The 26,947-nt window shown below is 50.2% G+C and carries 25 protein-coding genes and 1 other RNA gene; 19 read left to right on the plus strand and 7 right to left on the minus strand.

Annotated elements, in window-relative coordinates:
• The first annotated feature begins 3 nt into the window (after positions 1 to 3).
• The 14 genes from hflX (at position 4) to ACSSVF_RS10655 (ending at position 13,546) form a co-directional block, all read left to right on the plus strand.
• Positions 4 to 1,131 carry a GTPase HflX gene (gene hflX / locus ACSSVF_RS10590; RefSeq protein ID WP_492403429.1) on the plus strand — a complete coding sequence of 376 codons (1,128 nt, stop codon included), beginning with the start codon at positions 4 to 6 and terminating at the stop codon, positions 1,129 to 1,131.
• 28 nt (positions 1,132 to 1,159) lie between these two features.
• The gene (hflK, locus tag ACSSVF_RS10595; RefSeq protein ID WP_492403431.1) at positions 1,160 to 2,347 is read left to right on the plus strand and encodes an FtsH protease activity modulator HflK; all 1,188 of its coding nucleotides are present in this window, start codon (positions 1,160 to 1,162) and stop codon (positions 2,345 to 2,347) included.
• 22 nt (positions 2,348 to 2,369) lie between these two features.
• Positions 2,370 to 3,239 (plus strand): protease modulator HflC, encoded by an 870-nt coding sequence (gene hflC / locus ACSSVF_RS10600; protein WP_492403433.1) that lies wholly within the window; start codon positions 2,370 to 2,372, stop codon positions 3,237 to 3,239.
• A 25-nt stretch (positions 3,240 to 3,264) separates the two neighbouring features.
• Positions 3,265 to 3,444 carry a DUF2065 domain-containing protein gene (locus tag ACSSVF_RS10605; RefSeq protein ID WP_492403435.1) on the plus strand — a complete coding sequence of 60 codons (180 nt, stop codon included), beginning with the start codon at positions 3,265 to 3,267 and terminating at the stop codon, positions 3,442 to 3,444.
• Between the two features lie 129 nt (positions 3,445 to 3,573).
• Positions 3,574 to 4,728 carry an ATP phosphoribosyltransferase regulatory subunit gene (locus ACSSVF_RS10610; protein WP_492403436.1) on the plus strand — a complete coding sequence of 385 codons (1,155 nt, stop codon included), beginning with the start codon at positions 3,574 to 3,576 and terminating at the stop codon, positions 4,726 to 4,728.
• A gap of 53 nt (positions 4,729 to 4,781) precedes the next feature.
• Positions 4,782 to 6,116, plus strand: coding sequence for an adenylosuccinate synthase (locus ACSSVF_RS10615; protein ID WP_492403438.1), 1,335 nt, complete (start codon positions 4,782 to 4,784; stop codon positions 6,114 to 6,116).
• 16 nt (positions 6,117 to 6,132) lie between these two features.
• Positions 6,133 to 6,720, plus strand: coding sequence for a flavoprotein (locus tag ACSSVF_RS10620; RefSeq protein ID WP_492403439.1), 588 nt, complete (start codon positions 6,133 to 6,135; stop codon positions 6,718 to 6,720).
• A 5-nt stretch (positions 6,721 to 6,725) separates the two neighbouring features.
• Complete coding sequence (locus ACSSVF_RS10625) at positions 6,726 to 8,168, plus strand: DUF6513 domain-containing protein (RefSeq protein ID WP_492403441.1); 1,443 nt, start codon at positions 6,726 to 6,728, stop codon at positions 8,166 to 8,168.
• Between the two features lie 46 nt (positions 8,169 to 8,214).
• A complete protein-coding gene (locus ACSSVF_RS10630) occupies positions 8,215 to 8,787 on the plus strand; it encodes a DUF447 domain-containing protein (RefSeq protein WP_492403443.1) in 573 nt (190 codons plus the stop codon).
• 5 nt (positions 8,788 to 8,792) lie between these two features.
• Positions 8,793 to 9,503: a (5-formylfuran-3-yl)methyl phosphate synthase gene (locus ACSSVF_RS10635; protein ID WP_492403445.1), complete on the plus strand. Its 711-nt coding sequence runs from the start codon at positions 8,793 to 8,795 to the stop codon at positions 9,501 to 9,503.
• Between the two features lie 136 nt (positions 9,504 to 9,639).
• On the plus strand, positions 9,640 to 10,740 hold the full coding sequence (locus ACSSVF_RS10640; RefSeq protein ID WP_442586578.1) for an OmpA family protein: 1,101 nt from the start codon (positions 9,640 to 9,642) through the stop codon (positions 10,738 to 10,740).
• 103 nt (positions 10,741 to 10,843) lie between these two features.
• On the plus strand, positions 10,844 to 12,181 hold the full coding sequence (locus tag ACSSVF_RS10645) for a TRZ/ATZ family hydrolase (protein ID WP_492403446.1): 1,338 nt from the start codon (positions 10,844 to 10,846) through the stop codon (positions 12,179 to 12,181).
• Between the two features lie 22 nt (positions 12,182 to 12,203).
• Positions 12,204 to 12,902, plus strand: coding sequence for a bifunctional 2-polyprenyl-6-hydroxyphenol methylase/3-demethylubiquinol 3-O-methyltransferase UbiG (gene ubiG, locus ACSSVF_RS10650; RefSeq protein ID WP_492406347.1), 699 nt, complete (start codon positions 12,204 to 12,206; stop codon positions 12,900 to 12,902).
• On the plus strand, positions 12,902 to 13,546 hold the full coding sequence (locus ACSSVF_RS10655) for an HAD family hydrolase (protein WP_492403447.1): 645 nt from the start codon (positions 12,902 to 12,904) through the stop codon (positions 13,544 to 13,546). Before ubiG ends, ACSSVF_RS10655 begins: the two co-directional genes overlap by 1 nt.
• A 33-nt stretch (positions 13,547 to 13,579) precedes the next feature.
• Here ACSSVF_RS10655 and ACSSVF_RS10660 read toward each other — a convergent pair whose 3' ends face one another.
• Positions 13,580 to 15,961: an EAL domain-containing protein gene (locus tag ACSSVF_RS10660; RefSeq protein WP_492403448.1), complete on the minus strand. Its 2,382-nt coding sequence runs from the start codon at positions 15,959 to 15,961 to the stop codon at positions 13,580 to 13,582.
• Positions 15,962 to 16,289: 328 nt separating this feature from the next.
• On the opposite strand from ACSSVF_RS10660, the gene ACSSVF_RS10665 reads away from it, so the two are divergent.
• Positions 16,290 to 16,484, plus strand: coding sequence for a CsbD family protein (locus tag ACSSVF_RS10665; protein WP_492403450.1), 195 nt, complete (start codon positions 16,290 to 16,292; stop codon positions 16,482 to 16,484).
• Positions 16,485 to 16,900: 416 nt separating this feature from the next.
• Positions 16,901 to 17,422 (plus strand): hypothetical protein, encoded by a 522-nt coding sequence (locus tag ACSSVF_RS10670; protein ID WP_492403452.1) that lies wholly within the window; start codon positions 16,901 to 16,903, stop codon positions 17,420 to 17,422.
• A gap of 357 nt (positions 17,423 to 17,779) precedes the next feature.
• Here the strand turns inward: ACSSVF_RS10670 and ACSSVF_RS10675 are convergent, their stop codons facing one another.
• The 5 genes from ACSSVF_RS10675 to ffs form a co-directional block, all read right to left on the minus strand.
• Positions 17,780 to 18,124, minus strand: coding sequence for a hypothetical protein (locus ACSSVF_RS10675; RefSeq protein WP_492403453.1), 345 nt, complete (start codon positions 18,122 to 18,124; stop codon positions 17,780 to 17,782).
• Positions 18,125 to 18,303: 179 nt separating this feature from the next.
• Positions 18,304 to 18,903 carry a recombination mediator RecR gene (gene recR, locus ACSSVF_RS10680; protein WP_492403454.1) on the minus strand — a complete coding sequence of 200 codons (600 nt, stop codon included), beginning with the start codon at positions 18,901 to 18,903 and terminating at the stop codon, positions 18,304 to 18,306.
• 15 nt (positions 18,904 to 18,918) lie between these two features.
• Entirely contained in the window at positions 18,919 to 19,227 is a 309-nt protein-coding gene (locus ACSSVF_RS10685) for a YbaB/EbfC family nucleoid-associated protein (protein ID WP_492403456.1), read from the minus strand.
• Positions 19,228 to 19,251: 24 nt separating this feature from the next.
• Entirely contained in the window at positions 19,252 to 21,027 is a 1,776-nt protein-coding gene (dnaX, locus tag ACSSVF_RS10690) for a DNA polymerase III subunit gamma/tau (RefSeq protein ID WP_492403458.1), read from the minus strand.
• Positions 21,028 to 21,160: 133 nt separating this feature from the next.
• Positions 21,161 to 21,257, minus strand: an RNA gene (gene ffs / locus ACSSVF_RS10695) — signal recognition particle sRNA small type.
• Between the two features lie 202 nt (positions 21,258 to 21,459).
• On the opposite strand from ffs, the gene ACSSVF_RS10700 reads away from it, so the two are divergent.
• From ACSSVF_RS10700 to ACSSVF_RS10710, 3 genes are all read left to right on the plus strand, one after another.
• Positions 21,460 to 23,277 (plus strand): GGDEF domain-containing protein, encoded by a 1,818-nt coding sequence (locus ACSSVF_RS10700; RefSeq protein ID WP_492403460.1) that lies wholly within the window; start codon positions 21,460 to 21,462, stop codon positions 23,275 to 23,277.
• 124 nt (positions 23,278 to 23,401) lie between these two features.
• Positions 23,402 to 24,520 carry a PAS domain-containing sensor histidine kinase gene (locus tag ACSSVF_RS10705; protein ID WP_442586569.1) on the plus strand — a complete coding sequence of 373 codons (1,119 nt, stop codon included), beginning with the start codon at positions 23,402 to 23,404 and terminating at the stop codon, positions 24,518 to 24,520.
• Between the two features lie 18 nt (positions 24,521 to 24,538).
• Positions 24,539 to 25,183 (plus strand): response regulator, encoded by a 645-nt coding sequence (locus ACSSVF_RS10710; protein ID WP_442586568.1) that lies wholly within the window; start codon positions 24,539 to 24,541, stop codon positions 25,181 to 25,183.
• A 58-nt stretch (positions 25,184 to 25,241) separates the two neighbouring features.
• Here the strand turns inward: ACSSVF_RS10710 and pgi are convergent, their stop codons facing one another.
• Positions 25,242 to 26,894: a glucose-6-phosphate isomerase gene (pgi, locus tag ACSSVF_RS10715; protein WP_442586567.1), complete on the minus strand. Its 1,653-nt coding sequence runs from the start codon at positions 26,892 to 26,894 to the stop codon at positions 25,242 to 25,244.
• Positions 26,895 to 26,947: the final 53 nt, after the last annotated feature.

Raw genomic sequence — 26,947 nt, forward strand, 5'->3', positions numbered from 1 at the left:
TGCATGTTTGATAGACCTAGCGGCGGAGATGCTGTCGTTCTGGTCAGTATCAACTTTGGTGATGCTGATTATGAAGAAAGTTTACAAGAGCTCCGCCACCTTGCCGGTACTGCCGGATTAAATATTTCTGCTACGCTTGAAGGTAAACGTCAGTCACCTGACCCCAAGTTTTTCATCGGGTCAGGTAAGGCCGATGAGCTGAAAGCCATGATGGCCACCTACGAAAGTAAAGTGGCTGCCTTTAATCACGACCTCAGCCCTTCGCAGCAACGCAACCTGGAAAAATTTCTGGAAGCCCGTGTGGTCGACCGCACCGGCCTGATCCTGGAGATTTTTGCCCAGCGTGCGCAATCGCATGAAGGCAAGTTGCAGGTTGAACTGGCGCAGTTGGAGCATTTATCCACCAGACTGGTACGCGGCTGGACCCACCTTGAACGCCAAAAGGGCGGTATCGGTGTGCGAGGCGGCCCTGGTGAAACGCAGCTGGAACTGGACAGGCGCATGCTGCGGGTGCGCGTCAAGCAATTGCGTGAAAAGCTGGAAAAACTCAAGCAACAGCGCGGCATGCAACGCCGTGCCCGCAAACGGTCTCCATTGCTGACAGTCTCCCTGGTTGGTTATACCAACGCGGGAAAATCTACCCTGTTTAACCGGCTGACGCACTCAGGCGTGTATGCCGCCGACCAGTTATTTGCCACACTGGATACCACTTCACGCAAAATGCATTTGCCTGAAGGGTATCCTGTCGTCATTTCAGACACTGTCGGCTTTATCAAGCATTTGCCTACCACCCTGATTGAAGCCTTTGGCGCCACATTGGAAGAGGCGTCGCAGGCTGACTTGTTACTGCATATCGTGGATGTGGCCAGCCCTAACCGCGACAGCCAGATTGAGCAGGTGAATATTGTGCTGAATGAAATTGGTGCTGCCCAGGTGCCACAGATACTGGTGCTGAACCAGATTGACCGCATGGGCATGGCACCGGGAATCGACCGTGACGAGTATGGTAATATCAGTACAATTCGCGTGTCGGCCAAAGACGGTATAGGTATCGAAGATTTACGTCAGGCTCTGCTAGAGCATCAACAACATTTGAAGAAACTGAGTACGGAAGAACGTGCTTACGTTTAACCGGAAATAGAAAACACGGAGTACATGAATGAGAAAGTTTCCAGGCTTTTGGAATAAAAATAACGAAGGCCCGCCCGATCTGGACGAGGTGTTCAAGGATTTGAATCAAAAGCTGAATCGTATGTTCGGTGGCAAAGGCGGGCAGGGCGGGCCTCGTGCGAGCGGCCCTGCGCCACAGCCTTTGCCTATCGCCCCGATTCTGGGCCTGGTGGCCTTGATCTGGCTTGGTTCCGGTTTTTATATCGTGGATCAGGGTTCGCGTGGTGTCGTGTTGCGTTTCGGTAAACATGTGGAAACAACCACGCCGGGCCCGCGCTGGCACCTGCCTTTTCCTATCGAAACAGTTGAAAATGTTAACCTTGAGCAAGTGCGCACCATAGAGTTGGGTTATCGCTCGTTCGAGGGGGAATCTGGCCGTAGTAAAGAGCCGCGTGAATCATTGATGCTGACCGATGATGAAAACATCATTGATCTGCAAGTGGCTGTGCAATACAACCTCAAATCGGTTGAAGACTACCAGTTCAGCAACCGCTCCACTGAAGAAAGCGTACGCGGTATCGCTGAGACAGCCATTCGTGAAGTCGCCGGTAAAAGCAAAATGGATTTCGTGTTGTATGAAGGCCGCGATGAAGTCGCTGCCAAAGCGAAAAAACTGATGCAAGAAATGCTGGATCGTTATCAGTCCGGCGTGCATGTCGTCAACGTCACCATGCAAAATGCCCAGCCGCCTGAGCAAGTGCAGGCCGCATTTGATGATGCGGTCAAAGCCAAGCAGGATCTGGAGCGTCAGAAGAATGAAGGTCAGGCTTATGCCAATGACGTCATTCCGAAAGCGCGTGGTACTGCGGCCCGTCTGGGTGAAGAAGCTTCCGGTTATAAATTGCGCGTTGAAAATGAAGCCAAAGGTAATGCGGACCGTTTTGAACAGATTCTGGCCCAGTACAACAAGGCGCCAGAAGTCACGCGTCAGCGCTTGTACCTGGATGCGCAGGAACACATTTTGTCTAATACCAGCAAGGTGCTGGTGGATCAAAAAGGTGGCAACAGCCTGCTTTATTTGCCGTTGGATAAGTTGATGGGCGCCAGTGGGGCGGGCGGAGGCACTAACGCTGCACCTGCCGCTGAAAAGCCGACGCAGGAATCTTCACAGTCCGATGCCGGCGTTCTGGATCGCACACGCGATACCATGCGTAGCCGCGATCGCGAATATCGCTAGTTTGCCCTGAAGGAAAAAGAACATGAGAAATATTGGAAGTATATTAATCGGGGTATTTGTGTTGCTGGTGGTGATCACCTCATCAGCGTATACGGTTGATCAGCGCGAGTTTGCACTGGTGTTCCGCCTGGGCGAAATCGTATCGGTCAAAAAAACACCTGGCCTCTACTTCAAAATGCCGATGGTGGAAAATATCCGTTATTACGATAAGCGTATCCTGACCCTGAACTGGGAAGAGCCAGACCGCTTTATTACCAGTGAAAAGAAAAACGTATTGGTGGATTCATTCATCAAATGGCGCATTATCGACCCTGCGAAATACTACGTTTCTGTACGTGGTGAAGAGGTGCAGGCCGAGCGCCGTATCTCGCAAATGGTGAATGATGGTTTACGTGCAGAAATCGGTAAACGTAATATCCACGACGTGGTTTCCGGCGAACGTGCCACTATCATGAGGATTTTGCGTGAGCGTGCCGATAAGGAAAGCCGCCAGATGGGTATCCAGATTCTGGATGTGCGCCTGCGCCGCGTGGACCTGACTAAAGAAGTCAGTGAGTCGGTTTATCAGCGTATGGAAGCAGAACGTAAATCTGTTGCCAATGAGTTGCGTTCAGAGGGTGCCGCGGCTGCCGAGAAGATTCGTGCCGATGCAGACAAGCAGCGCGAAGTGATTATTGCCGAAGCCTATCGTGAAGCACAAAAGGTCAAAGGTGAAGGTGATGCCAAAGCTTCAGAAGTGTATGCGCAGGCATTTGGCAAAAACCCAGAATTTTACGCGTTCTACCGCAGCCAGGAAGCTTATAAAAACAGCTTCAAGAGTAAGTCTGATGTGATGGTCATTGACCAGAGCTCTGACTTCTTTAAATATATGCGCAATTCCGGTAAAAAATAATTCTATCCAGCCCTTAGATGATTGTATGAACTGGTGGTGGCTGATTGGTGGCGTATTGTTGATTGAAGGGTTGATGCCATTGCTGTTTACGCAGTCATGGCGGCAAACTTTTGAAAAACTGCTGCAACTGCGGGACGGACAGATTCGTTTTGTCGGTTTTCTTTCAGCCTCGATAGGCCTGCTTATTTTGTGGCTTAATCGCTAATCACTCTGCTGGATATTTCAAAGGCACGCTAATTTAGCGTGCCTTTTTTGTGGTCTGCTCAGGCCATCACAAGCCATTCCCATTGCTAAAGCCATGTCTAAGGCAGGGGTTTGCAGGTATAATAACGGCATGCATAATTGGTTACTTCCCGAATATATTGAAGATGTGTTGCCGGCTGAGGCGGCGCGTCTCGAATCCTACCGTCGTCAGATCCTGGATTTATTCCGCGTGCATGGCTATCAATATGTGATGCCACCCATGATGGAATATGTCGAGTCTTTGTTAACCGGCACCGGCCATGATCTGGACATTGCTACTTTTAAAGTGGTGGATCAATTAACCGGCCGCCTGATGGGTTTGCGCGCAGATACGACACCGCAAGCGGCGCGTATTGATGCGCATATGCTGAACCATCAGGGTGTTTCGCGCCTGTGTTACGCCGGAACCGTGTTGCGTACCAAGCCTGATGGCCTAGCACGTACGCGTGAGCCGCTACAACTGGGTGCCGAGATCTACGGCCATGCCGGTATTGAAAGCGATATCGAAGTGCAGCGCTTGATGGTCAAGGCTTTGCAGCTATTAGGTATGCGCACGCTGTTTGTGGATCTTAGCCATGTGGCTATTTTTGCCAGCTTGTCGCATATGGCGCAGTTAGGTACACAGCAAGAACGTGAATTGCAGATCGCCTTGCAGGCTAAAGATGTTTCGCGCGTGCAGGAGCTGATCACCAACCTGTCTGAGAAATCGCGTAAAGCCTTTGTTGCACTGACCCAGTTAAGTGGTGGGATAGAAGTGCTGGAGCAGGCGCGTGATGTGCTGCCAGATTCCCCTGAAATTGAGCAGGCCCTGCATGAAATGGCAGCGGTGGCGGCTGCATTGAGTAGCGACGAAGTCACAGTGACCATAGACCTCAGTGAGCTACGTGGCTACCACTACCATAACGGTATGGTCTTTGCCGCATATGCCAAAGAATATGCCGGGCCTATCGCCTTAGGCGGGCGTTACGATGAAGTCGGCGCCGCTTTTGGCCGTGCGCGGCCAGCCACCGGGTTTAGCCTGGACTTACGCGGTGCTTTGCAGGCATTAGGGCCAGCCACCTTGAATAAAGGCATTCTTGCACCTGTCTCCAGTGATGCAGAGTTGGCAGGGGTGGTAAACGCCTTGCGTGCCCAAGGCCAGATCGTGGTGGAAGCATTACCGGATGCACTACTGGATTATTCTGAGTTGGCATGTGACCGTACTTTGGAAAAAGTCGATGGTCGCTGGCAGGTCGTTGCGGTTTAAAGCCATTTTAAATTGGCAACCCATTTTCGTTTTAGACAAGATAATTATTGAACATGACACAATCTAGGCAAGCAAAAAACGTCGTTGTTATTGGTACCCAGTGGGGCGACGAAGGTAAAGGTAAAATCGTTGACTGGCTGACCGATCACGCCCAGGGCGTGGTCCGTTTTCAGGGTGGTCATAATGCAGGCCATACATTGGTCGTCGGCCAGGGTGCTGCGCAAAAAGTATACAAGCTGAATCTGGTGCCATCCGGCATTGTGCGTGATGGCGTGAATTGCTATATCGGTAACGGCGTAGTGCTGGACACCACACATTTGCTACATGAGATTGCCTCGCTGGAGCAGGGCGGCCTGGATGTGAAAAGCCGTTTAAAGGTCAGCCCTGGTTGCCCGCTGATTTTATCGCATCACGTGGCGGTCGATCTGGCGCGTGAAGCCAAACGTAGTGCCGAGAAAAAGATAGGCACCACCGGTAAAGGCATAGGCCCGGCTTACGAAGACAAAGTCGCACGCCGTGCTTTGCGTGTGTATGACCTGTTCCATCCTGAGCGGTTTGCTGAAAAGCTGCGTGAAGTGATGGATTATCATAATTTTGTACTCACCCAGTACCTGGGCGCAACGGCAGTGGATTTCCAGCAACAATATGACGCCAGCATGGCGCATGCTGCCGTGCTGAAGCCCATGGTGGCGGATGTTTCTGCTGCTTTGTATGAAGCCAATGCACGTGGTGAGCACCTGTTGTTTGAAGGCGCACAAGGTACATTACTGGATATTGACCACGGTACTTATCCGTATGTGACTTCCAGCAACTGTATCGCTGGCCAGGCTTCTGCCGGCACAGGTGTGGGCGCCAATATGCTGCATTATGTTCTGGGTATCACCAAAGCCTACACCACTCGTGTTGGCGGCGGCCCGTTCCCAAGTGAACTGGATATCGAAACCGAAGGCGTGCCAGGTTACCAGATGTCTACCGTAGGCCAGGAAATCGGCACTGTGACACGTCGCAAACGCCGTTGTGGCTGGTTTGATGCGGCAGCTTTACGCCGTTCGGCGCGCATCAATGGCCTGACTGGCTTGTGCATCACCAAACTGGATGTGCTGGACGGTATTGAGTCGCTGGATATTTGTACTGGCTACAAACTCGATGGCAAAGTGGTTGATATGTTGCCTGTTGGTGCCGATGATGTCGCGCGTTGCGAACCGATCTATGAAACCGTGCCTGGCTGGACAGAAACGACCTTTGGCGTTAAAACCTGGGAAGGCCTGCCAAAAAATGCCCAGCATTACCTCAAACGCCTTGAAGCCTTGTGTGGCGTGCCGATCGCGATCGTTTCTACCGGCCCAGAGCGCGATGAAACCATCGTCTTGCAACATCCGTTTGCCTGATTAAGAGATTTCAGTGATGCACGCACAGCGATTGGCTTGGGCAATTACCGGTTCCGGCCATTACCTGCGGGAGTCGCTTGATATCCTGCAGACTTTGCAGGATGTGGATATTTACCTCAGTCGCGCCGCTGCCGAGATCATCAAGCAATATGGCTTTCAGGCCCAGTTAGATGCCACTGGCCATAAAGTCTACCAGGACAAAACGGCCAGCAGCATCCCGGTGGAGCGCTTTTACGAAGGCGTGTATCACACTCTGGTGATTTCGCCGGCGACTTCCAATACCATTGCCAAAATGGCTTACGGTTTTTCGGATAGCCTAGTCACCAATTTATTTGCCCAGGCAGGTAAAACGCGTGTGCATAGTGTCGTGTTTGCCTGTGATACCGCGCCAGAACTCGAGTCTGAGGCGCCGCGCGATAATGTAGTCAAAGTCTATCCACGCCAGATTGACCTGGAGAATGTAGCGAAATTGAAGTTGTTCGCTGACACTGCTGTGGTGGAAAATATGGCTGACTTGCAATCTAACATCATGCAACGGCTGGCGACGCATCATGACTTGTATCTGCACGCAGGTGTACAGGTAGCTGATCACCTGGCTGAGTAGGCGTGATGGCAAAACTGCTGTTCCTCACCGGAAAACTGGCAGAACACAGTCTGCATCAAGTGTTAGCGTCTATCCTTGCAGATAGCAAACAATCTCCGTTTGAATATGAAGTGAAACACATAGGGGTGTCGGTGGCCGCATTAATGACCCCATCTTTAATTGCGCGCCGTGTGCCTAAAGTCGAAAATATCGACAAAGTGATTTTACCTGGCCTGTGCCAGGGAGACCTCGAACCTTTAGTGGCGCAATGGGGAGTGCCGGTAGAACGTGGACCCAAAGACTTGAAAGATCTGCCTCAATATTTCGGACAAAAAGGCAAGGCGCCAGACCTGACGCGCCATAGCGTGACGATTTTTGCTGAAATTGTAGATGCGCCAGATTTGAGCGTGGAACAGATCGTAGCCAAAGCTGGGCACTTTCAGCAACAGGGCGCCGATGTGATTGACCTCGGTTGCTTGCCAGGTAAGTCATTTGCACATATGCCAGCAGCTATCAACGCGCTGAAAACAGAAGGCTTTCAGGTCAGTGTGGATTCCATGCGTGACGAAGACTTGCTGGCCGCAGGTAAAGCCGGCGCTGATTATCTGCTGAGCTTGCATGAGCATAATTTGTGGATCGCCGATGAAGTCGAGTCTACGCCTATCCTGATCCCGGCCAAGCCGACCAATGTCGCCAGTTTGACGCGGGCGATCGAGCATTGCCTGCAACGCGGGCGGCGTTTTATTGCAGACCCTATCCTGGACCCGATTCATTTTGGCCTGACAGACTCTATCGTGCGCTATCATAAATTGCGCAAGCGTTACCCGGATATAGAGATGATGATGGGCGTGGGTAACCTGACCGAACTCACCGATGCCGATACCACCGGTGTGAATGCGCTTTTGTTTGGCGTCATCAGTGAGTTGAATATCAATGCCGTGCTGGCGACTTCTGTCAGCCCGCATGCTTCCGAAGCGATTGCTGAAGCCGACATCGCCAGGCGCGTCATGTACCGCGCCAGCCAGGACAAGCGATTGCCGCGTGGTTATTCCAGCGGGTTGCTCGGCCTGCATGACCGCAAGCCATTCCCCTATAGCACAGAAGAGATCATGGATTGGGCCAGCCAGATTAAAGACCCGAGCTTCAGGATCATGGTCAGTGAGGAGGGCGTGCATGTTTATAATCGGGACGGCATCCAGCATGGCACCGACCCTTTCAGTTTTTACGCCGGGTTGAATCTGCAGAATGATGCTTCGCATGCGTTTTACCTGGGAGTTGAGCTGGCCCGCGCGCAAATCGCCTGGCAGTTAAAAAAACGCTATGTACAAGACGAAATGCTGGAGTGGGGCGTCGCTTCCATCCAGCAAAACAAACAGGCAAAAATCGCGCATCGCGAAGCCTCGATTAAAGAACGTTTGGAAAATACGCGCGCTAACCCTGATCCAGGCCCGACGCCAGACGCAGAATGATTCGTCATGGTTTTGAAACACTTGATATGATTTACGAAGCGATAAAATGATTTACGAAACAATCGTCACCACTTGTTCTGCCCAGGGCGAAGCGCATATTGCGCCATTCGGCGTGCAATGGTTTGATGGCAAAGTGATTATCTCGCCTTACAAGCCATCCACTACGTTGCAGAATATTCTTGAGACCGGGCATGCCGTGTTAAACCTGACGGATGATGTGCGCGTTTTTGCGGCGGCCATTGCAAAGAAAACACAGTTTGCAACCTTGTCGGTTGCCACTGGCTGTGTACGGCTGCAGGATTGCCTGACCCATCATGTATTAAAGCTCGACCAGGTCGAAGAGGATGAAGTGCGTCCCAGGCTATCGATGACTGTGGTCGAAAGTGCCTTGCATGGCCCTTTTATGGGCTTCAATCGCGCGCAAGCAGCGGTGATCGAGCTGGCCGTTTTAGTGAGTCGCCTGCATATGCTGCCAGTCGAAAAAATCACGCAGGAGATGCAATACCTGCAAATTGCCATCGACAAAACGGCCGGGGAACGTGAGCTGGAAGCCTGGCAGTGGCTGGTCGATTGCGTCAATAACCATCTGGCACGCCAGAGCGGCATGCAACAGGCTTGAACCATATGCAAGTGTTAGTGAGTGTCAGTTCAGTTCCGGAAGCACAAATGGCATTGGCAGCCGACGTGCGGCTGATAGACCTGAAAGAAACGTCGTATGGCGCGCTGGCGGCACTAGACCTTGCCATGTCTGAAACTATCATAGAAGAGGTCAACCTTTACCGCCAGCAACACCCGCAAGCTGACATTATTGTCAGTGCCACCATAGGCGATGATTGCCCGTCAGCCGATGTGCTCGCCGAGTTGATTCAGTCCAGGGTAGATATAGGTGTGAACGTCATTAAACTCCCACAAACCATTTGGGCGGACGCGGCGTATGCATCAGTGATAAAAAGGTTTCTTAACCGGCAGATTAAACTCATTGCCGTGCTATCAGCAGATCATTTTTCAGAAAAAGACACCGTAGATAAGCTTTTACATGCGCTGGCAAGTGCCGCTTATTGGGGAGTCATGGTAGACACCATTCAAAAATCCAGTCCTTTAACCACATTGATCAGCTTGGCGTCGCTGGATTTTTTTGTCAGTTCGGCAAAATCATTGGGGCTATATGTCGGCCTGGCAGGCGGTTTAAAGCTGGAACACTTTGATACCCTGGCAGATTTATCCCCTGATTATCTGGGCTTCAGAAGCGGTTTATGCCTGAATCAGCGTAGAGAACAACCGTTGATTAAAGAAAAATTACATCTGGTCACGGCAAAAGTGTCGGAATTTTGTTGAATATTGCCTCAAAGCCAATAAATACTTGATTCGCATGCTGGTGAGGGTTGCGTCCAGGTTGGCCTTTGCGTATAGTTCAACTTGTAAGTCTTTTCAAAGATGTGGCTATTAAAGCCTAATAATAAGGAGTCAATGAATGAAAAAGAATTTTTTAAGCTTGGCAATTGCTTCTGCATTTGTATTAGCGTCGCAAGTTGCGCAAGCTGAAGATATGTACCGTGGCGCATGGTACGTTGTGCCAGGTGCAACATACATCAACACAGACAATGATCTTGATGCTGACAATGGTCGTGGTGGTTTTCTGTCATTGGGTAAAGAGTTGAGCGAGCACTGGGATATCCAGGGTCGTCTGGGCTACACCCGTTCTGATGAAGATACCGGCATTGCTGGTGCAAGTGGTAAATACAAGCAAACAGCTTTGGGTCTGGATGCATTATATGTATTCAGCCGCGAAAAATTCCGTCCATTCCTGTTAGCAGGTCTTGGCGCAGCACGTAACGATGTAGATTACTCTTTGCCAGGTACTGACTTTGATGGTAAAAAAACATCATGGTTAGCTAACGTAGGCCTGGGTGCGCAATACCTGTTTAACGACAAATTCGGTATTCAAGCTGATGTACGTCATCAGTGGAGCCGTGCAAAATTCAGTGCAAATGGCGCTTTAAATGGTTCTGATTCAGGCACTATCGGCAACACACTGGTAAACCTTGGCGGTATCTTCCGTTTCGGCGCACCGGCACCAGTTGTTGAAGAGCCAACTCCAGCGCCAGCACCGGCACCAGTAGCCGCTGCTGAGCCAGCACCAGCTCCAGTTGCACCAGCGCCAGCACCTACTTGCAAACCACAAAATGAAGTAGTGACAGTGAGTGCTGAAAAACTGTTTGGCTTTGATAAAGCTAACCTCCGTGAAGAAGGCCGTAAAGTTCTGGAAGAAACCGCAGCCAAGATCAAGGCTAACCCGGAAATCACTGCTGTGATTGTAACTGGTCATACTGACCGTATCGGTACAGATGCTTACAACCAGAAGTTGTCTGAGCGTCGTGCTAAACAAGTATCTGATTACCTGATCGCTCAAGGTATTGATGGCGGTATCATCACTTCCGAAGGTAAAGGTAAATCTGAGCCAGTTGTACAGTGCGAAGGTAAAAAAGTATCCAAGAAACTGATCTCTTGCTTGCAACCTAACCGTCGCGTTGAGATTCGTGCTGAAGGTACCAAGCAACTTGGTTGCCAGTAATTAGCACTTAGTCTTACTAAAAAGCCACGCAAATGCGTGGCTTTTTTTACGTCTGTCGCTGGCAGCGAGTACAGCAGCTACTTGCCTCGGTTATAATTCAAACATGAGTGACTCTCAATTTATTATCAAGCCACGTTGGGTAATACCCATGGATGGCAAACAGGCCACTCTGGAGCAACATGCCGTATTAGTGGATGCCGGAAAGATTGTAGCTCTCGTTCCTAAAAACGAGATTCCGGAATGGGCTAGCCATTGGCCTGTTGTGGATTGTTCCCGCCATGCATTGTTGCCAGGATTCATTAATCTGCATGCGCACAGCAGCATGAATCTGCTGCGAGGGTATGCGGATGATCATGCATTGATGCCCTGGCTCAATGAGCATATCTGGCCGGCAGAGCGGCAATGGGTGTCAAAGTCTTTTGTGCATGACGGCAGCTTGCTGGCGTGCGCTGAAATGTTGAGTGGCGGTGTGACCACTTTTAACGACATGTATTTCTTTCCCCAGGCGACTATAGAAGCGGTTAAACGCAGTGGCATGCGTGCACACATAGGCCTGGTGATTATGGAATTCCCTACCAATTACGCCACCACTGCCAATGAATATATCCGTTTAGGCACTGAAGTGAGGGATCAGTATAAGTCTGATACGGACATCAGTTTTTCTTTTGCACCGCATGCGCCTTACACAGTCAGTAATGCAACATTTGAACAAATCAGTACGCTGGCAGAACAGTTAAATTTGGGTATTCATACTCACTTGCACGAAACGCGGGCCGAGATCCAGCAAAGCCTAGAACAGTTTGGTGTCAGACCATTAGATAGATTACTGGCACTCGGCGTGCTTGGCCCAAGCACAGTCTGCGCACACGGCGTACATCTTGAACAAAGTGAGTTAGAGCTGCTTGCCACACAAGGCGCGCATATCGCTCATTGCCCATGCTCTAATTTGAAGTTATCGAGCGGCATTGCCCCGGTCGCTGCCGCGTTACGCGCAGGGTTGAACGTAGGTTTGGGTACTGATGGCGCGGCCAGCAATAACCGGCTGGATCTGTGGCAGGAAATGCGCACAGCTGCCTTACTGGCAAAAGTCGTCGATGATAATGCAGAATCAATTCCCGCCTATACGGCACTGGAAATGGCCACCATCAACGGTGCACGCGCATTGGGATTGCAAGACCAGATCGGCAGTATAGAAGTCGGCAAGCAGGCAGACCTCATCGCTGTCAGGCTGGATGATCTCAATAGCTTGCCTAGTTATGACCCAATTTCAAACCTGGTGTATGTTGCTGGGCGTGAGCAGGTCACCCATACCTGGGTTGCAGGCCGTCTGCGCTATCAGCGCAGCGATGAGGGCCAGGCTGTTTTTGCAGGCATGGAAGCAGAAGAATTAAGGTCAATCGCATTGCAATGGCAACTGAAAATACAGTCATCGCAATCTTGAGAAAAGTAAAAAAGGAGTCATGATGGCAAACGTAGAAGCGGCTGAAGTGAATAAATTTGCTGAACTGGCGCATCAGTGGTGGGATCCGCAAGGCGTGTTCAAACCCTTGCATCAGCTAAACCCTTTGCGTCTGGATTATATTGATGGTCGCGCCAGCCTTCATGGCAAGCAAGTGCTGGATGTAGGTTGCGGCGGCGGGATTTTAAGTGAGTCCATGGCCCTTCGTGGTGCGCAGGTGACAGGCATTGATCTGGCTGATAAATCCCTGCAAGTCGCACAGTTGCATGCACTGGAAGCAGGTGTAGCAATCGAATGCCGCTGTGTGGCGGTCGAAACATTGGCCGAAGAAAAGCCGCAATCGTTTGACGTGGTGACCTGCATGGAAATGCTGGAACACGTGCCGGATCCAGCCAGCGTTGTCCGCGCCTGTGCTGCGCTGGTCAAACCGGGCGGCCACCTGTTCTTTTCAACGCTCAACCGCAATGCCAAAGCTTATCTAATGGCAGTTGTAGGCGCCGAATATATCTTGAACCTGCTGCCAAAAGGCACGCATGACTACAGCAAGTTTATCAAACCCTCGGAGCTGGCAGCCTGGTTACGCCAGTCCGGTCTGGAGCTGCAACATCAGACAGGCCTGACATACAATCCGCTCAACAAGCAATACAGCCTGACGGTGGATACCAGCGTGAATTACATGCTACATGCCATCAAGGACAATTGATGCAGGCCGTATTATTTGACTTGGATGGGACCTTGGTCGATACCGCAGCCGACCTGGGTTACGCGCTCAATTTGCAGCGGCAGCGCCATGGTCTGCCATTTCTGCCGGATGCAGCCATGCGCCCTTATGCCTCGCATGGGTCTAAAGGATTGTTGGACATCGGTTTTGGCCTAAGTCCCGAGGATCTAACGTTTAACGAGATGCGTACAGAATACCTGGATTTATATACCGAGGTGCTGACACGGCAGCCGGTGTTATTTCCAGGAATGGCTGAAACCCTGACGGCCATAGAAGAGCAAGGCTTGCAATGGGGGATAGTGACCAATAAACCGCGCCGTTTTACCACGCCGATTGTAGAAGCCTTAGGCTTGGCAGAACGCGCAGGTGCTGTGATCAGCGGAGATGATGCGCCAGAACCCAAGCCTTCGCCACAAACACTATTACTCGCCTGCGAACGCATGCAGTTAAACCCGGCAAACACCCTTTACCTGGGCGATGCCGAGCGCGATGTGCAGGCTGGTAACGCCGCAGGTATGACCACACTGGTTGCCTTGTTTGGTTACCTTTCAGAAACAGATAAGCCGCAGGAATGGGGCGCTGACGGCTATATCCAGCAACCGCAAGACTTGCTTTCCTATTTGTAATCAATATCAGTACATAGCCATATAGCTTGGTGTTTAATTTCTTGTACTGCTAAGTACTGCCATCGCTGCAATATTAATATCCGCTACTAATATACTGACTAGCTGGCCGTCGTCACCCAGGATTGGCAAAGAGACAGTCAGGCAAAAATCTTCTGTGGCGGTAGACAGGTAAATACTTGAAATATAAGGCACATTTGTTTCTGTCACGCGTTGATAATAGGCTTGCTGACTTCGGTCTATGCCTGCACCGCCTGCCTTGATTTTTCCATACATATTCGGATTTATCCAGTTGGCATAGCGCTGGATGCCGTTAGCTTCTAATTCAAAGATCACTTCAAAGTAAGGGAATTCGGCAAAGCAACTGTCCAGGTCATGCGAACCCGTTGAGCGGTGCGTATTCAACAGTGATTGCAATGCCGACAGTGCTTTCTGTTGCCATCCTGAGTAAAACTCTTTTGTAGGCAAAATGGTTTGAGGTGGCGTATCTTCGACAACTACAATACTGCCAATATTGGCTTTACCGATTTTTTTAAGGTGGGCGGCACGTTCCGCCGCTACCGCGCTGTTTTCCAGACTACCTTGTTTACCATTGACCACAGCAATAGATACACTGGCCACCGGGTGATCTTTACCGTCTTCGGTAGTAAAGAATCCCCGCTCAAGATCACTTGCATCGTAGAGATGCACCGCCAAAGCCTGAAACTGGCTAATAATATGTAGCAACGTGTCATTGAGGGCAGGGGCGTTGTGATCATAGATCAGCACAAAATCATCGCCGCCGATATGCCCTACCATGACGCCGGATTTATCCTGGTATTCCTGACGGATGATTTCGGATAGCAAGCGGATCATTGCATCGCCACGGATAAAGCCGTAGCGGTCGTTGTAGGCCTTAAAATGATCCAGATCAATATAGATCAGCTGTGTGTTGGTGTTATTACGCAGGCTATTATCCAGCGTTTGTCTAAGCGTTGGACCAGTGGTCAGGTGGCTAAGTGGATGCAGATTGCCGCTGGATGCTTTGCGGCTGATTAATTGGGCCATGATTTCCATGGGCTGCAAAACGCCCATATAGCCACCTTCGTCATTCACGGTAATCCAGATGTCTATATTGCCCCGTTCCAAGTAAAAGATGCGAGCAAGTACAGAAGAAGGCCACATATGGTTAATGACCTTGGGTAATGGGTCACAGCAAGCCCCCAAACCAGTTTGTTTCTTGGAAAAAACCTTGCCGCGTCTCAATACCCCTAGAGGTTTCTGTCCATCAAGCACCACAGCGTTGGCAATATCGGCATGGGCATTGAATAAATGCCTTGCCTCGGCCAGTGAACTGCTCACATCAATCGTCAGGCCGTGGCTGATGTACTCACCAATGTGAAAATCATCAGGCACATGTGAGCGGTGTGATTCATCCCGTGCTGGTAGCGGGGTCACCTGGTCACTAGGTGTGCTTTGCGGATAGGCAAAATAATAGCCCTGCGCATAATGCAAGCCTAAATCTTGGCAATAGGTGATATCTTCTACGCGCTCTAATCCTTCCGCAATAATGGTGCATCCCAGGCGCTGGGCCATAGAAATAATGGCTTCGAGTAACACTGTCCGCACACGGCTGCCTTGCGCCTCATGCACAATCGCTCTATCTATTTTGATGAAATCTGCACGTACCTCAGCCAGAATGCGTAGACCGTTAAAACCAGACCCCATGTCGTCTAACGCGATTCGCAGGCCATGCCTGCGGATTTCGTCACAATAACGAGCCAGTACTTCGGGGTCGGTTTTTTCACTCTCTACAATTTCAATCACAACGTCACGTTTATCAATTGCCTGCTGATTGAGGATCTTTAAAATAAAGTCCAGCCAGCCAGGGCTCATAATGGTTTGCGGCAGCACATTAATAAAGATCGGCTTCTCGGCAGAGATGGATTGGGATTTGCCAATCAAAGCCAGTTGCTGGCAAGCCAGATCCAGTTCGTATGTACGTTTCACTTCTGCTGCCAGCGCAAAGGCTTCCATGCCATTCAGCCATGTACCCTCGGGTGTTTTCAGCCTACATAAAGCCTCAAAGCCAAACACTTTTCCGCTTTGGTTAAAATCTACAATCGGCTGATAATGCATTTGCACATGAGGTGTCAGATCGGAAAGCAGCCATGGATATTTGTGTCGCGCATAAAAGGTATTGAACGGCATCGTTGCCTGCAGAGCCTCCATCGGGCTCATGGCCTTATTGTCTGGCGTAACCAGCGCCCAGGTATCTCGCAGTGTGCGTGCAGCCTCGGTCGCAATCACCTCGTCCAAAATATGCAGGAGTTCAGTTTCTGAACTATAGCTAAATGATGAAGTATTGATTCCTGGAAAAAGTGGATTATCTGAATTAGCGTGGTTGTTGGCGTCAAAAGTATGCAGAAATAATTCCATTTAATACGACCTTGCTTTTTATAAGTGAGCAGACTATATGGCGCCTTTATGATTAGAATGAGGCGTCTTAATTTTATAACGACAATGACCGGTTTTTATTAAGAGTACTGACTTAGTAAACTCTGCCTGATAAATGGTTTGCCATGAACAGCCGGTGTATAGTCGAGTGCTGATTCAATCTATAAAACGCATTGCTTTTAGAGCGAAATAGTTTCAAATCAACTCACTTTTCAGCTAAAAAATCCTACATGTGAATAAGCAAAATCCTATAAAAGCGCAGGTAGATTAAAACAATAATATTTTCAACTGCGTTTAAAAGGAGAGTTGCATGAGTGAAGACATTGCAAAAGATAACTGGAAACAGTTGGCTGGCAGAATAAAAGCCAAATGGGGCAGGCTGACAGACGATGAAATTCAGCAATCACATGGTGATACAGATTACTTGATAGGTAAACTACAGGAACGTTATGGCCTTGCAAAAGAGCAAGTAGAAGAAAATCTCCGGGATATTGGTTATGAGTAATCATTCCTCAATTGAATTATCTCCTGGAGAACTGATTTTTATCGACCACTATTAATAATAAGTAATCGCACGTGGCCTACTAGTTGGCGGCGCGAGCTAGTGTTCAGCAAGTATTCAGATAGTCGCATACTCTCCACTGCACTGCTCGTGTAACATCGTCACCTGAACACTCTTACTTGCATACTTACCAGCCTGAACAGCTTTTAGTCACATATTTCTGCGGTCGACCGATTCCTACAATGTTTTAAGCAATAGCCTATAACTGACATGGCTGTAACTCCTTATATTAAACATCATCTTCTTAACTAAATATCGATCCACTTGTTTTCCGTGGTTAAGCCCAGAATAGGTTGAACCAGAATAAAGGAACTGGCTTTATTTAGTGAAGATTAATCATAAATAAACAAGGAGCGGTGATGAAACTAACAAAATTATCTTTACCTTTCGTGAGCGTATTGTTGCTGGGGTCATTGCAGCTTTCAACGGCTTGGGCCGGTGGCGCTGCAGGAGTGGGTGCCGGTGCTGGCGGTAATGCCGGTGCGGCTGGTGTTGGAGCGGGTGCTGGCGGTAACGCTGGTGCTGCTGGTGTGGGCGTTGGCGCTGGCGTTAATGGTGCTGCAGGCGTAGGCGTGGGTGGAAACGCAGGCGCTAACGGTGTTGCCGTGCCTAATGGCGCAACTGGCGGCGCAGCAGCACCGGCAAACAGGCCAACTGTCGATCCTAACCGACCAGCTGCGCCTGCGGGACAAGATCAGAACAGGCCTGCCCCATTGCGCAAAGACATGAATCAGGTGGATCCGGTTAACAGAGATACCAGGGCGAGAAGTAACAATACAGCAACCGTACCTCCAGCCTCAAACAACACCTGTACTACCATAGACGGCCAAACGGTATCGGGTAGTCAGTGTGTTTCATCTGCAACACCAAATACACGCTAGATACTTGGAAAAAAAATACCGCCAGGAAAAAAATCCTGGCGGTATTTTTGTGTTTGTTAAATGCCGAATCAGTCAGTCATTATCACAAGAAGGACCTATCATAAGGAGGTTTGATACACGAGGATATAGTAAACATTTGAATACAAACCAGCTGTATCAAAATACAAAGCCAGAAGAACTCCTGGCTTTATTATTTGTAATAGCTTTAACGTGCATTTGGTGTTGCACCTGAAGCACATCGATTGCTGCCTGTCACAGGCTGTCCATCAACTGCATGGCAGGAATTATTCAGTACCGGCTGTATTTTTTGTGTACTGTTCTAAATTGGTTCCTGCCCTTGTGTCTCTGCTGGCGGGGTTAACGTTTACGTGCAGGATTTGAAGGTTCACGCACATCCTGCCCTGTGGATGTAGCTGGTTGGGTAGGAGGGTTAACAATGGGTCTTACAGGTGTTGTTGGGCTTGGATTGCCTGTTGGGCCTGGTGTCGCACCATTAGGTGAAACACCATCTGTGAGCGCACCATTGCCTACAGTACCATTAGTCGCACCTGCGCCGGTAGGACTAGTCGCGCCTGCGCCGGTAGAACCGCCTGGATTGCCAGTACTAGGAGCCGCCGCCGCTCCGGCCCATACAAATGAACACTGCAAAAGCCCGGCTAATGCTAGGCTGACGATTGAAATTTGTAATTTGATTGATTTCATTATGATGACTCCTTATTGGAAGTGAATATGCCTCAAATTTCACTATAAGAAATCCAGTGATTTAGCTTTATAGGTAAAAGCTTAAATCCGTGTAGGAATTAGTTGACCTTTGACCGGCTCAACGCTTATGACTTGAATCTGCCGATAGAAAAGTGGGGGCAGATTCGGGTTGTTAAGATTCAGGTCACTATTTTTCGCTCAAGCAGTGCTGTAGACAACGTTCCGCTATCCACGTATTCAATTTCTCCGCCCATAGGCAATCCGCGTGCTATACGGCTGACTTTAATCCCCCTGGATTTCAGCATTTGCCCGATGTAATGAGCAGTGGCTTCACCTTCAGAAGTGAAATTGGTCGCTAATATGACTTCTTCCACCAGGCTGTCCTGCGCACGTTTAAGCAGCTTATCCAGGTGGATATCTTTAGGGCCTATGCCATCCATGGGGGAGAGTTTTCCCATCAATACAAAATACTGGCCCTGGTAGCTGCGTGTATTTTCCAGCATCATCAGGTCAGTTGGCATTTCAATCACACACAGCGCAGATTTGTCCCTGTGGTTATCCAGACACAGGCTACACACAGTATGCTCACTGAAGTTGTTGCAGTAGTCGCAATGGGCGAGTTTGTCCAGCGCCTGCTGCAAGCTTGCAGCGAGGCGCTGTGCGCCTTCGCGGTCACGCTGCAACAGGTGGTAAGCCATGCGGGTGGAAGATTTAGGCCCAACGCCAGGCAGGCAGCGCAGGGCGTTGATCAGTTGTTCCAGGACTGCCGGAGAGTTCAAGCGACTATTTTCCGCTTAGAAAGGTAGTTTGAAACCGGCAGGCATCATGCCACTCATCTTGGCAGACGAGGTGGCTTCAGCCTTGGCTTTGCCATCTTTAAGCGCGATCAGGATCAGGTCTTCCAGTGTTTCCTTATCATCCATGACTGAGTCGTCAATCTGGATACGTTTGACATCGTTGCTACAGGTCATGGTCACTTTGACCAAGCCATTGCTGGCAATGCCTTTTACTTCGGTTGTCGCCAGTTCGGCTTGCGCCTTTTGCATATTGGCTTGCATCATCTGGGCCTGTTTCATCATATTGCCCATGCCACCTTTCATCATCGTATGCTCCTAAGTTTGATGTGGTTAATGTAGAGGTTTAATCGAGTTGGGCACGATGGTCGCACCCATTTCCTGCATCAGGCCTTGCACAAAGTGGTCGCTCAGAATAGCGTCTTTGGCTTGATCCTGTAATTCTGCTCTTTCGACGGCCATTTGCCTGGCAGGCGTATTGGCTTCCTGTCCGACCTGGATATCCAGTTTAATGCGGCGGCCAAAATAGCTATTGAGGGCGCTGTTCAATTTGTCTACGTAATTAGTGCTGGCCAGGTGTTTGTGCGCATCACCGATACGCAGCACCATATTGTCTGCATCAAAAGAGACAAGTTCACAGTTTTGCGCCAGGGCACGTACCAGGCCCAGTTTGCTTAAATGGTTTTCGACCAGGCTGCGCCAGTTGCCATCCCATTGAAACGATGCGGCTTCAGATGGCGGTTCATTCAGTTCGGCTGGTTGTGCAGATGCTGGTTCAGACATCTGTGACGCTGCAATGGCAGGCGGGTCAATCACGACGGTTGGCGCCACTGCAATAGTGGTTTCAACGGCAATGGCAGAGGCCACCAGTGTGGGTGCTTCAGCTACAGGCGCTGGACTTGCATTCAGTGTCTGACGGCTTTGTGCTAACGCAGCACGTGCGCCACCACTGGCTGATCCAGTGCGGGAATTGCTGTCATTAGAGCCAGTATTTCCTGCAGGCGCTGCTGAAGCCGGTGCCATCGCATCTGTTTTAAACGCCAGCATGCGTAATAAGGTCATGGTGAAACCGGCGTAGGCATCAGGCGCCAGGCCAATATCCCGGTGCCCCAGGATAGAAATCTGGTAATACAGTTGCAGCATCTCGGCAGTCAGTTGCGCTGAAAGGTCCAACAAGGTTTGCCGTTCCGGGTGGTCATCGGCAATGGCCTGTGGGCTGTGCTGGGCAATCGCCAGCAGGTGCAGTAATGCAGACAGGTCTTTCAGCGCGCTTTCAAACCCGATGCTACGCGAATCCATTTGCTGCGCAATGTTGAGCAGGGCCGGGGCGTCATTGTTGATCAGGGCACGCAATAACTCGTACAGGTAACTCTGGTCTATGGCCCCGAGCATGCTGCGCACATCTGTTTCACGCACAGACTGGTTGCCATAGGCGATCGCCTGGTCGGTCAGTGATAAGGCGTCACGCATACTGCCATTGGCGGCACGCGCAATCAGTTGCAGGGCCGGGGCTTCAAATGTGATCTGTTCCTGGCCCAGGATATCCTGCAGGTGGGCAGTAATCGTGCTGCTTGCCATTTGGCGTAAGTTGAACTGCAGGCAGCGCGACAGAATCGTCACCGGCACTTTTTGCGGGTCAGTGGTCGCCAGGATGAATTTGACGTGCGCTGGCGGCTCTTCCAGCGTTTTCAGCATGGCATTGAAGGCTTCTTTGGTCAGCATATGCACTTCATCGATCATGTAGACCTTGAAGCGGCCGGAAGAGGGTGCATAAATCGCCTGCTCCAGCAAACTGACCATATCGGCGATGCCGCGGTTAGAGGCGGCATCCATTTCGACGTAATCGACATAGCGGCCAATATCAATGGCGCGGCAGGCATCGCATTCACCACAAGGGGTGGCGGTGATGCCGGTGGCACAGTTCAGTGACTTGGCCAGGATGCGTGACAGCGTGGTTTTACCGACGCCACGGGTGCCGGTAAACAGGTAAGCATGGTGTAACCGTTGCTGGCTGAGCGCGTTACTCAACGCTTGCACCACATGGCCTTGCCCGACCAGATTACTAAAGGATTTTGGGCGCCATTTACGCGCCAGCACTTGGTAAGACATTACGGTCTCTATTGATTAAATATCATGAAGCCAAACCAATACTTTAGCCTAAATTGCCTGATTATGCGCACATCCGGACAACTAAATGATTCAGGGAAAGGCATGAGGGATTTGGCTGGATGGCAATACAGAAAGGGGCGAGCCCAACCCCCGGCACTTGCTTGACAGTTGTGGCTGCTTGCTTCCGCATCTGACCAGGTTGGCTATCTTACAATGCGGGGAGGCCCGCCGGCGCTATTGTAACGCAAAACCGCGCGTGCATGACTGTGTTTTTGAAAACCCCGTGTTGAAAAGCACGCGCCGCACAATTCAAAAATGAAACGCAATCCGCCTTCTTATGACCACATCAAATCGCTAGTGCGCATTGCACAATACGCTTTATTTTCAGTAAATGTGTGCGGTAAAAATACTATGGCAACCCACGGAACATCGATGACTGCATCGGAAATTGCACGCGAAACCATCAAACAGATGGCGGTACGCCGTGTGGAACCTACGCCGGACAATTACACACAGATTTACCTGGAAGTCTCCGGCAAGCCAGCCAAAGAGGATGCTACCTCTGCCTTGCGCAAAGCACTCAAGCAATTGCCACATGATTCCATGGAACAAACCAACTGGGTGAACCGTTGGGAAAAAGTCCTCAAACAGGATAACTGGCAAGGCCTGGGTGATCTGCTGAAAGAAGCCATGCAGCAGCAACTCAGTCATTCTACCAAATGGCCTAAAGCGATACGCACGCTGATGCAGGGCTGGGATGATAAACGCACCGGCATGGACCTCGCCAGGAAGCGCGAGATGCTGGAGCGGGTGCTGATAAATTTTGGTAATGACGATACGTTGTCTGACAAGTTAATCGGCATGGCAAATAACTGGTTGCCGGCGGATGCCAGGGTTGAAGGGATTGCTGTCCCGGATTTAAAAGAGACGACCAGTGCGGTTACTGTGCCTGTAGCGATAGAGCCATTGACCAAAGAAGAATTACCCAGCGAAGTGCAGCAATTTCATGGTGCATTCACTATTTTGCAAACCCTGCTCAAGCAGACCTTGCAATTGGGGCTGATTCCGCGCCTCGAAGGCTATCCGGATTTACAGGTAGAAGCTATCGCTGTGCAGGAAAGCACCGAGCGCGCAAAAAAAGTCAAAGAGTGGGAAGCGCTGGCCAAATCACTGAAAGCCTTATTGATGCGCGTAGAAGTGATAGGCGCGAAAGAGGATGATGTACGTGGCGACATTATTGATTTGCTGCATTTGCTGCTGTCTAATATCGGCGAGCTGGTGGCTGAAGATAGCTGGTTAAGTGGCCAGGTCTATGCCGTGCAATCAATCATCAGTGGCCCGCTTGACCGTGCCAAACTCAAGCAGGCAGAAAAAAGCCTGAAAGAAGTGGTGTATAAACAAGGCTTGTTGAAACATAGCCTGATCGAAGCGAGAAACTCTTTTAAAACGCTGATCAGTTCATTTATTGATAAGCTGAAATATATGGGCGAAGCCAGCGAGTTGTATAGTGGCAAGATTGAGACCTATGCCCAGGAACTCTCGCAAACCGATGACCTCATCAAAATCAATGAACTGGTCACGCACCTGATGCGTGATACCTCGGTGATGCAAACCGATATCCTGCGATCACGCGACGATTTGCTTAATCAGCAGCGAGTGGCTAGTGATACACAAGTCCGGATCTTGAAGTTGCAGGAAGAGCTCAGTCAGCTCAGTGAAGTGGTGCGTATCGATCAGCTGACAGGCGTGCTGAACCGGCGTGGAATGGACGATGCATTCAGTACTGAAATCGCCCGTTATCGCCGTAGCGGTGAAATGCTGAGCGTGGCGCTACTGGATATTGATAATTTCAAATCACTCAATGATCAGCACGGGCACGCGGCCGGCGATTCTGCCTTGAAACATCTGGCGGGCGTGGTTAAGCGCACTGTGCGCCCGACCGATATCGTGACACGCATGGGCGGCGAAGAGTTTGTCGTCATTCTGCCTAATACCAGCCTCAATGAAGCGGTCACCACCATGAGCCGTTTGCAGCGCGCACTGACTAAAGAGTATTTTCTCGGCAATAACCAGAAACTACTCATCACCTTCAGTGCTGGTGTGGCGTTGTTTCAAACTGAAGATGATGTCAGCTCTATTCTGCTACGCGCAGACCAGGCCATGTACCTGGCCAAGAAGAGTGGCAAAAACCGCGTGATGACTGAGATGGATTTACTGCAAAGCCCATCCTCACTCAATTCTTTTAAGTAGTTCCGGTTTCATTATTTCCCGATCCAGCCCATCAGGCATGATGGGCTGCTGGCATTTCCCATAAAGCATACCCAAGCCACAGGGTGTCATGGTATGCTAATTGGCATCAAACCTGAGGTGCCCTGTGACCAGCCCTGCAACTGACTCTCCTGTCGATAGCGTCAAAGATGCCTTGCATGAAAGCGAGCGCAGATTTTCAGCCATTGTTTCCAGCATTCCTGGCCTGGTATTTCAAATACATATGACTGCCGATGCGCAAGTCGTATTCACTTACCTGAGCGAAGGCTGTGAAGCGTTGCTGGGCATTCCCCCTGCGGCATTGCTGAAAGATGCGCAGACTTTATTCAATGCCATGGAAGAAAAGTCCGCCACCCAGTTCAAGCATAAATTGCAGCAGTCTGCCCGGCAACATAAACGGCTGGATTGGGAAGGCAAGATATGGATTGCCGACTGGCAGGACATGAAGTGGGTGAACATCCGCGCCACCATACAGGCGCTGGGGCAGGGCGCAGTGCAATGGGATGGCATCATGCTCAATATCAGCCAGAGCAAGCAGGAAAAGCAGGAGATCGAACAGGCAAAGCAGGATCTGCAGGCACTGACTGCTCACCTGAACCAGGTCAAAGAGCAGGAGCGCGTCAGCATTGCGCGCGAGATCCATGATGATCTCGGCGGCAATATGACAGCGATGAAACTGGGTCTTTCCACTATTATCCAGAAAATTCAGCAAGGCGCGCCGGTCGATATTGAACAGGCGACCATGCTGCAATCGATTGTGAACCAGACGTTTGACTCCGTGCATCGTATTTCCGGTAACTTGCGGCCCAATATCCTGGATTTAGGCCTGGTGGATGCGTTGGAGTGGCAGGTCAATCAATTCAAGAAACAATTGGGGTTGAAAGCCAGGTTTGTCACCAATTGTGATGAACTGGACTGTGACCATGACAAATCCATGGCCTTGTTCCGCATTTGCCAGGAGGCCTTGTCCAATATCGCCAAATACGCACAGGCAGATGAGGTGAGGGTAGAGCTGAATAAGGTAGAAGAAGAACTATGTATGACCATCGCCGATAATGGCATCGGTATCGCGCCTGCTGATAAAATAAAACCTAATTCTTTTGGCTTGCGTGGCATGCAGGAACGCGCAGCCGCTTTTGGCGGCGAATGCTATATTGAGTCGCCTGCGCAAGGGTCAGGCACGCTGATCCGCGTGCAGGCCCCTGTGCGGGCAGCAGCAACATGACAAATGTGAGGCAACAGCTTGGATACTAAAAAAATCAGAGTCATCATCGTTGATGACCACGCCATTCTTCGCTCTGGCATTAAGCAGATACTCATCGCCAGTGGCGATATCGATGTGGTTGGCGAAGCGGAAAATGTTGCGCAGGCGCTGAAGTGTGTGCGGGAGATCCAGGCGGACGTGATGTTGCTGGATATTTCGCTGCCGGATAAAACAGGTATTGAAGCGCTCAAGTTGATCAAGCGCGAAAACGCGGCGCTGAATGTGCTGATGTTGTCCATGTATATGGAAGACCAGTACGCCGTGCGCTCCATACGCTCGGGCGCCTCCGGTTATTTATGCAAGCATACGGCGTCTGAGGAGCTGCTGACCGCTATCCATACCCTGGCAAAAGGCCGCAAATATATCACCGCCAATGTGGCTGAAATCCTGGCTGAGCAGGTCGGTAATGAACATGCGGCTGCGCTACACGAATCTTTGTCGGATCGCGAGTTCCAGGTCATGCGTATGATTGCTTCGGGCTTGTCGGTGAGTGAGATCGCTGACAAACTGGCCTTGTCGGTGAAGACGGTGAGTATGTACCGGACGCGCTTGCTTGAGAAAATGAATTTAAAGCACAATGCAGATATTACGCATTATGCGATCAAGAATCAGTTGGTTGAATAAGATTTTCAGCAATAAAAAAGGCCTTTTAAAAGGCCTTTTTTATTTTTAAATCAGACTATTACGAATTTTTCTTCGAGTAGTTGATTAAACCATTGGTTGAGCTATCAAAGCTGGTCACGGCATCGTTATTGGTCAAGAGTGGCAGAATCTGGCTGGCGATTTGTTTGCCGTATTCCACGCCCCATTGGTCATAGCTGTTGATGTCCCAGATAATGCCTTGCACAAAAATCTTGTGTTCATACAAGGCAATCAGCTTACCCAGTGTGAAGGGCGTCAACTGCTCAAACATGATGGAAGTGGTCGGGCGGTTACCTTCAAATACTTTGTGCGGTAACAGGTCTTCCAGCGCTTTACCGCTGATGTTCTGTTGCGCCAGCTCAGCACGTGCTTCTTCACGGGTCTTGCCCAGCATCAATGCCTGGGTTTGCGCCAGGAAGTTGGCCAGCAAGATTTTGTGGTGCTGGTCATCCGGGCTGCCGACTTTGTAATGGCTTTTCACTGGCATCAGGAAGTCAGCCGGTACCATTTGCGTGCCCTGGTGGATCAACTGGTAAAACGCATGCTGGCCATTGGTGCCAGCTTCGCCCCAGATGACCGGGCCGGTTTTATAGCTGACACGGCTGCCATCACGGCAGATAAATTTACCGTTGCTTTCCATATCTGCCTGTTGCAGGTAAGCCGCAAAACGTGACATGCCCTGGTCGTAAGGCAGAATCGCATGCGTATCAACATGGAAGAAGTTGTTATACCAGATACCCAGCAATGCCATGATCACCGGCATGTTTTGCTCAAGAGGCGCATCCTTGAAGTGCTGATCCATGGCGTGACCACCGGCCAGCAACTGTTCAAAGTTGTCCATGCCTACATACAATGCAATCGATAAGCCAATGGCAGACCACAGGGAGTAGCGTCCGCCTACCCAGTCCCAGAAAGCAAACATGTTGTCAGTGTTAATACCGAAGGCTTCCACGGCTTTAGCATTGGTCGATAAAGCGACGAAATGTTTGGCAACGTGGTGTTCATCTTTAGCCGTATCCAGGAACCAGCGGCGGGCAGAAAGCGCATTGGTCATGGTTTCCTGCGTGGTGAAGGTTTTGGAAGCGACGATGAACAGCGTGGTTTCAGGATTGCATTGTTCCAGCGCGCGCACCAGGTGTGCGCCATCAATGTTGGAGACAAAATGTGCTTTTAAATCGGGGCTGGCATAAGGTTTGAGTGCATCGCAAGCCATGACCGGACCAAGGTCGGAACCGCCAATACCGATATTCACGATATCGGTAATGCGTTTGCCGGTGTAGCCGGTCCATTCGCCATTGCGTACCTGTTCAGTGAATGTACGCATATGTGCCAGCACGGCATTCACCTCTGGCATCACATTCTTGCCATCGACTTCTACCGGCGTGTTGCTGCGATTGCGCAGGGCGGTATGCAGGACGGCACGGTTTTCGGTGATATTGATTTTTTCCCCGGAAAACATGCGGTCACGCCACGTCTCTATTTTAGAGTCACGTGCCAGCTGGAAAAGCAGGGATAAGGTTTCTTTGGTGATACGGTGCTTGGAATAGTCCAGCAGAATGTCATCTACATTTAAACTGAATTCTTCAAATCGTTTTGCGTCTTGTTTAAACAAATCACGCATTTGAACATTGCGGATATCACTTTGATGCTGGTTCAGCGCGTGCCAGCTGGGGTGCGTCGTTAATTTAGCCATGTTATGTTGTTGCTTTAGTTTTCAAGTCAATAAATTGTTAAGTCAATGCGTTT

It is taken from the genome of Methylophilus sp. E2MeOHC9 (assembly GCF_058744375.1).

Excerpts from the sequence above, each read along its gene's own strand:
- ACSSVF_RS10670 (WP_492403452.1), top strand. The coding sequence starts at position 16,901 with ATGAAACTAACAAAATTATCTTTACCTTTCGTGAGCGTATTGTTGCTG.
- hflX (WP_492403429.1), top strand. The coding sequence starts at position 4 with ATGTTTGATAGACCTAGCGGCGGAGATGCTGTCGTTCTGGTCAGTATC.
- hflK (WP_492403431.1), top strand. The coding sequence starts at position 1,160 with ATGAGAAAGTTTCCAGGCTTTTGGAATAAAAATAACGAAGGCCCGCCC.
- ACSSVF_RS10645 (WP_492403446.1), top strand. The coding sequence starts at position 10,844 with ATGAGTGACTCTCAATTTATTATCAAGCCACGTTGGGTAATACCCATG.
- ACSSVF_RS10605 (WP_492403435.1), top strand. The coding sequence starts at position 3,265 with ATGAACTGGTGGTGGCTGATTGGTGGCGTATTGTTGATTGAAGGGTTG.
- ACSSVF_RS10620 (WP_492403439.1), top strand. The coding sequence starts at position 6,133 with ATGCACGCACAGCGATTGGCTTGGGCAATTACCGGTTCCGGCCATTAC.
- ubiG (WP_492406347.1), top strand. The coding sequence starts at position 12,204 with ATGGCAAACGTAGAAGCGGCTGAAGTGAATAAATTTGCTGAACTGGCG.
- ACSSVF_RS10665 (WP_492403450.1), top strand. The coding sequence starts at position 16,290 with ATGAGTGAAGACATTGCAAAAGATAACTGGAAACAGTTGGCTGGCAGA.
- ACSSVF_RS10660 (WP_492403448.1), bottom strand. The coding sequence starts at position 15,961 with ATGGAATTATTTCTGCATACTTTTGACGCCAACAACCACGCTAATTCA.
- ACSSVF_RS10615 (WP_492403438.1), top strand. The coding sequence starts at position 4,782 with ATGACACAATCTAGGCAAGCAAAAAACGTCGTTGTTATTGGTACCCAG.
- ACSSVF_RS10640 (WP_442586578.1), top strand. The coding sequence starts at position 9,640 with ATGAAAAAGAATTTTTTAAGCTTGGCAATTGCTTCTGCATTTGTATTA.
- dnaX (WP_492403458.1), bottom strand. The coding sequence starts at position 21,027 with ATGTCTTACCAAGTGCTGGCGCGTAAATGGCGCCCAAAATCCTTTAGT.
- ACSSVF_RS10635 (WP_492403445.1), top strand. The coding sequence starts at position 8,793 with ATGCAAGTGTTAGTGAGTGTCAGTTCAGTTCCGGAAGCACAAATGGCA.
- ACSSVF_RS10655 (WP_492403447.1), top strand. The coding sequence starts at position 12,902 with ATGCAGGCCGTATTATTTGACTTGGATGGGACCTTGGTCGATACCGCA.
- ACSSVF_RS10700 (WP_492403460.1), top strand. The coding sequence starts at position 21,460 with ATGACTGCATCGGAAATTGCACGCGAAACCATCAAACAGATGGCGGTA.
- ACSSVF_RS10610 (WP_492403436.1), top strand. The coding sequence starts at position 3,574 with ATGCATAATTGGTTACTTCCCGAATATATTGAAGATGTGTTGCCGGCT.
- ACSSVF_RS10675 (WP_492403453.1), bottom strand. The coding sequence starts at position 18,124 with ATGAAATCAATCAAATTACAAATTTCAATCGTCAGCCTAGCATTAGCC.
- pgi (WP_442586567.1), bottom strand. The coding sequence starts at position 26,894 with ATGGCTAAATTAACGACGCACCCCAGCTGGCACGCGCTGAACCAGCAT.
- ACSSVF_RS10625 (WP_492403441.1), top strand. The coding sequence starts at position 6,726 with ATGGCAAAACTGCTGTTCCTCACCGGAAAACTGGCAGAACACAGTCTG.
- ACSSVF_RS10630 (WP_492403443.1), top strand. The coding sequence starts at position 8,215 with ATGATTTACGAAACAATCGTCACCACTTGTTCTGCCCAGGGCGAAGCG.
- hflC (WP_492403433.1), top strand. The coding sequence starts at position 2,370 with ATGAGAAATATTGGAAGTATATTAATCGGGGTATTTGTGTTGCTGGTG.
- ACSSVF_RS10685 (WP_492403456.1), bottom strand. The coding sequence starts at position 19,227 with ATGATGAAAGGTGGCATGGGCAATATGATGAAACAGGCCCAGATGATG.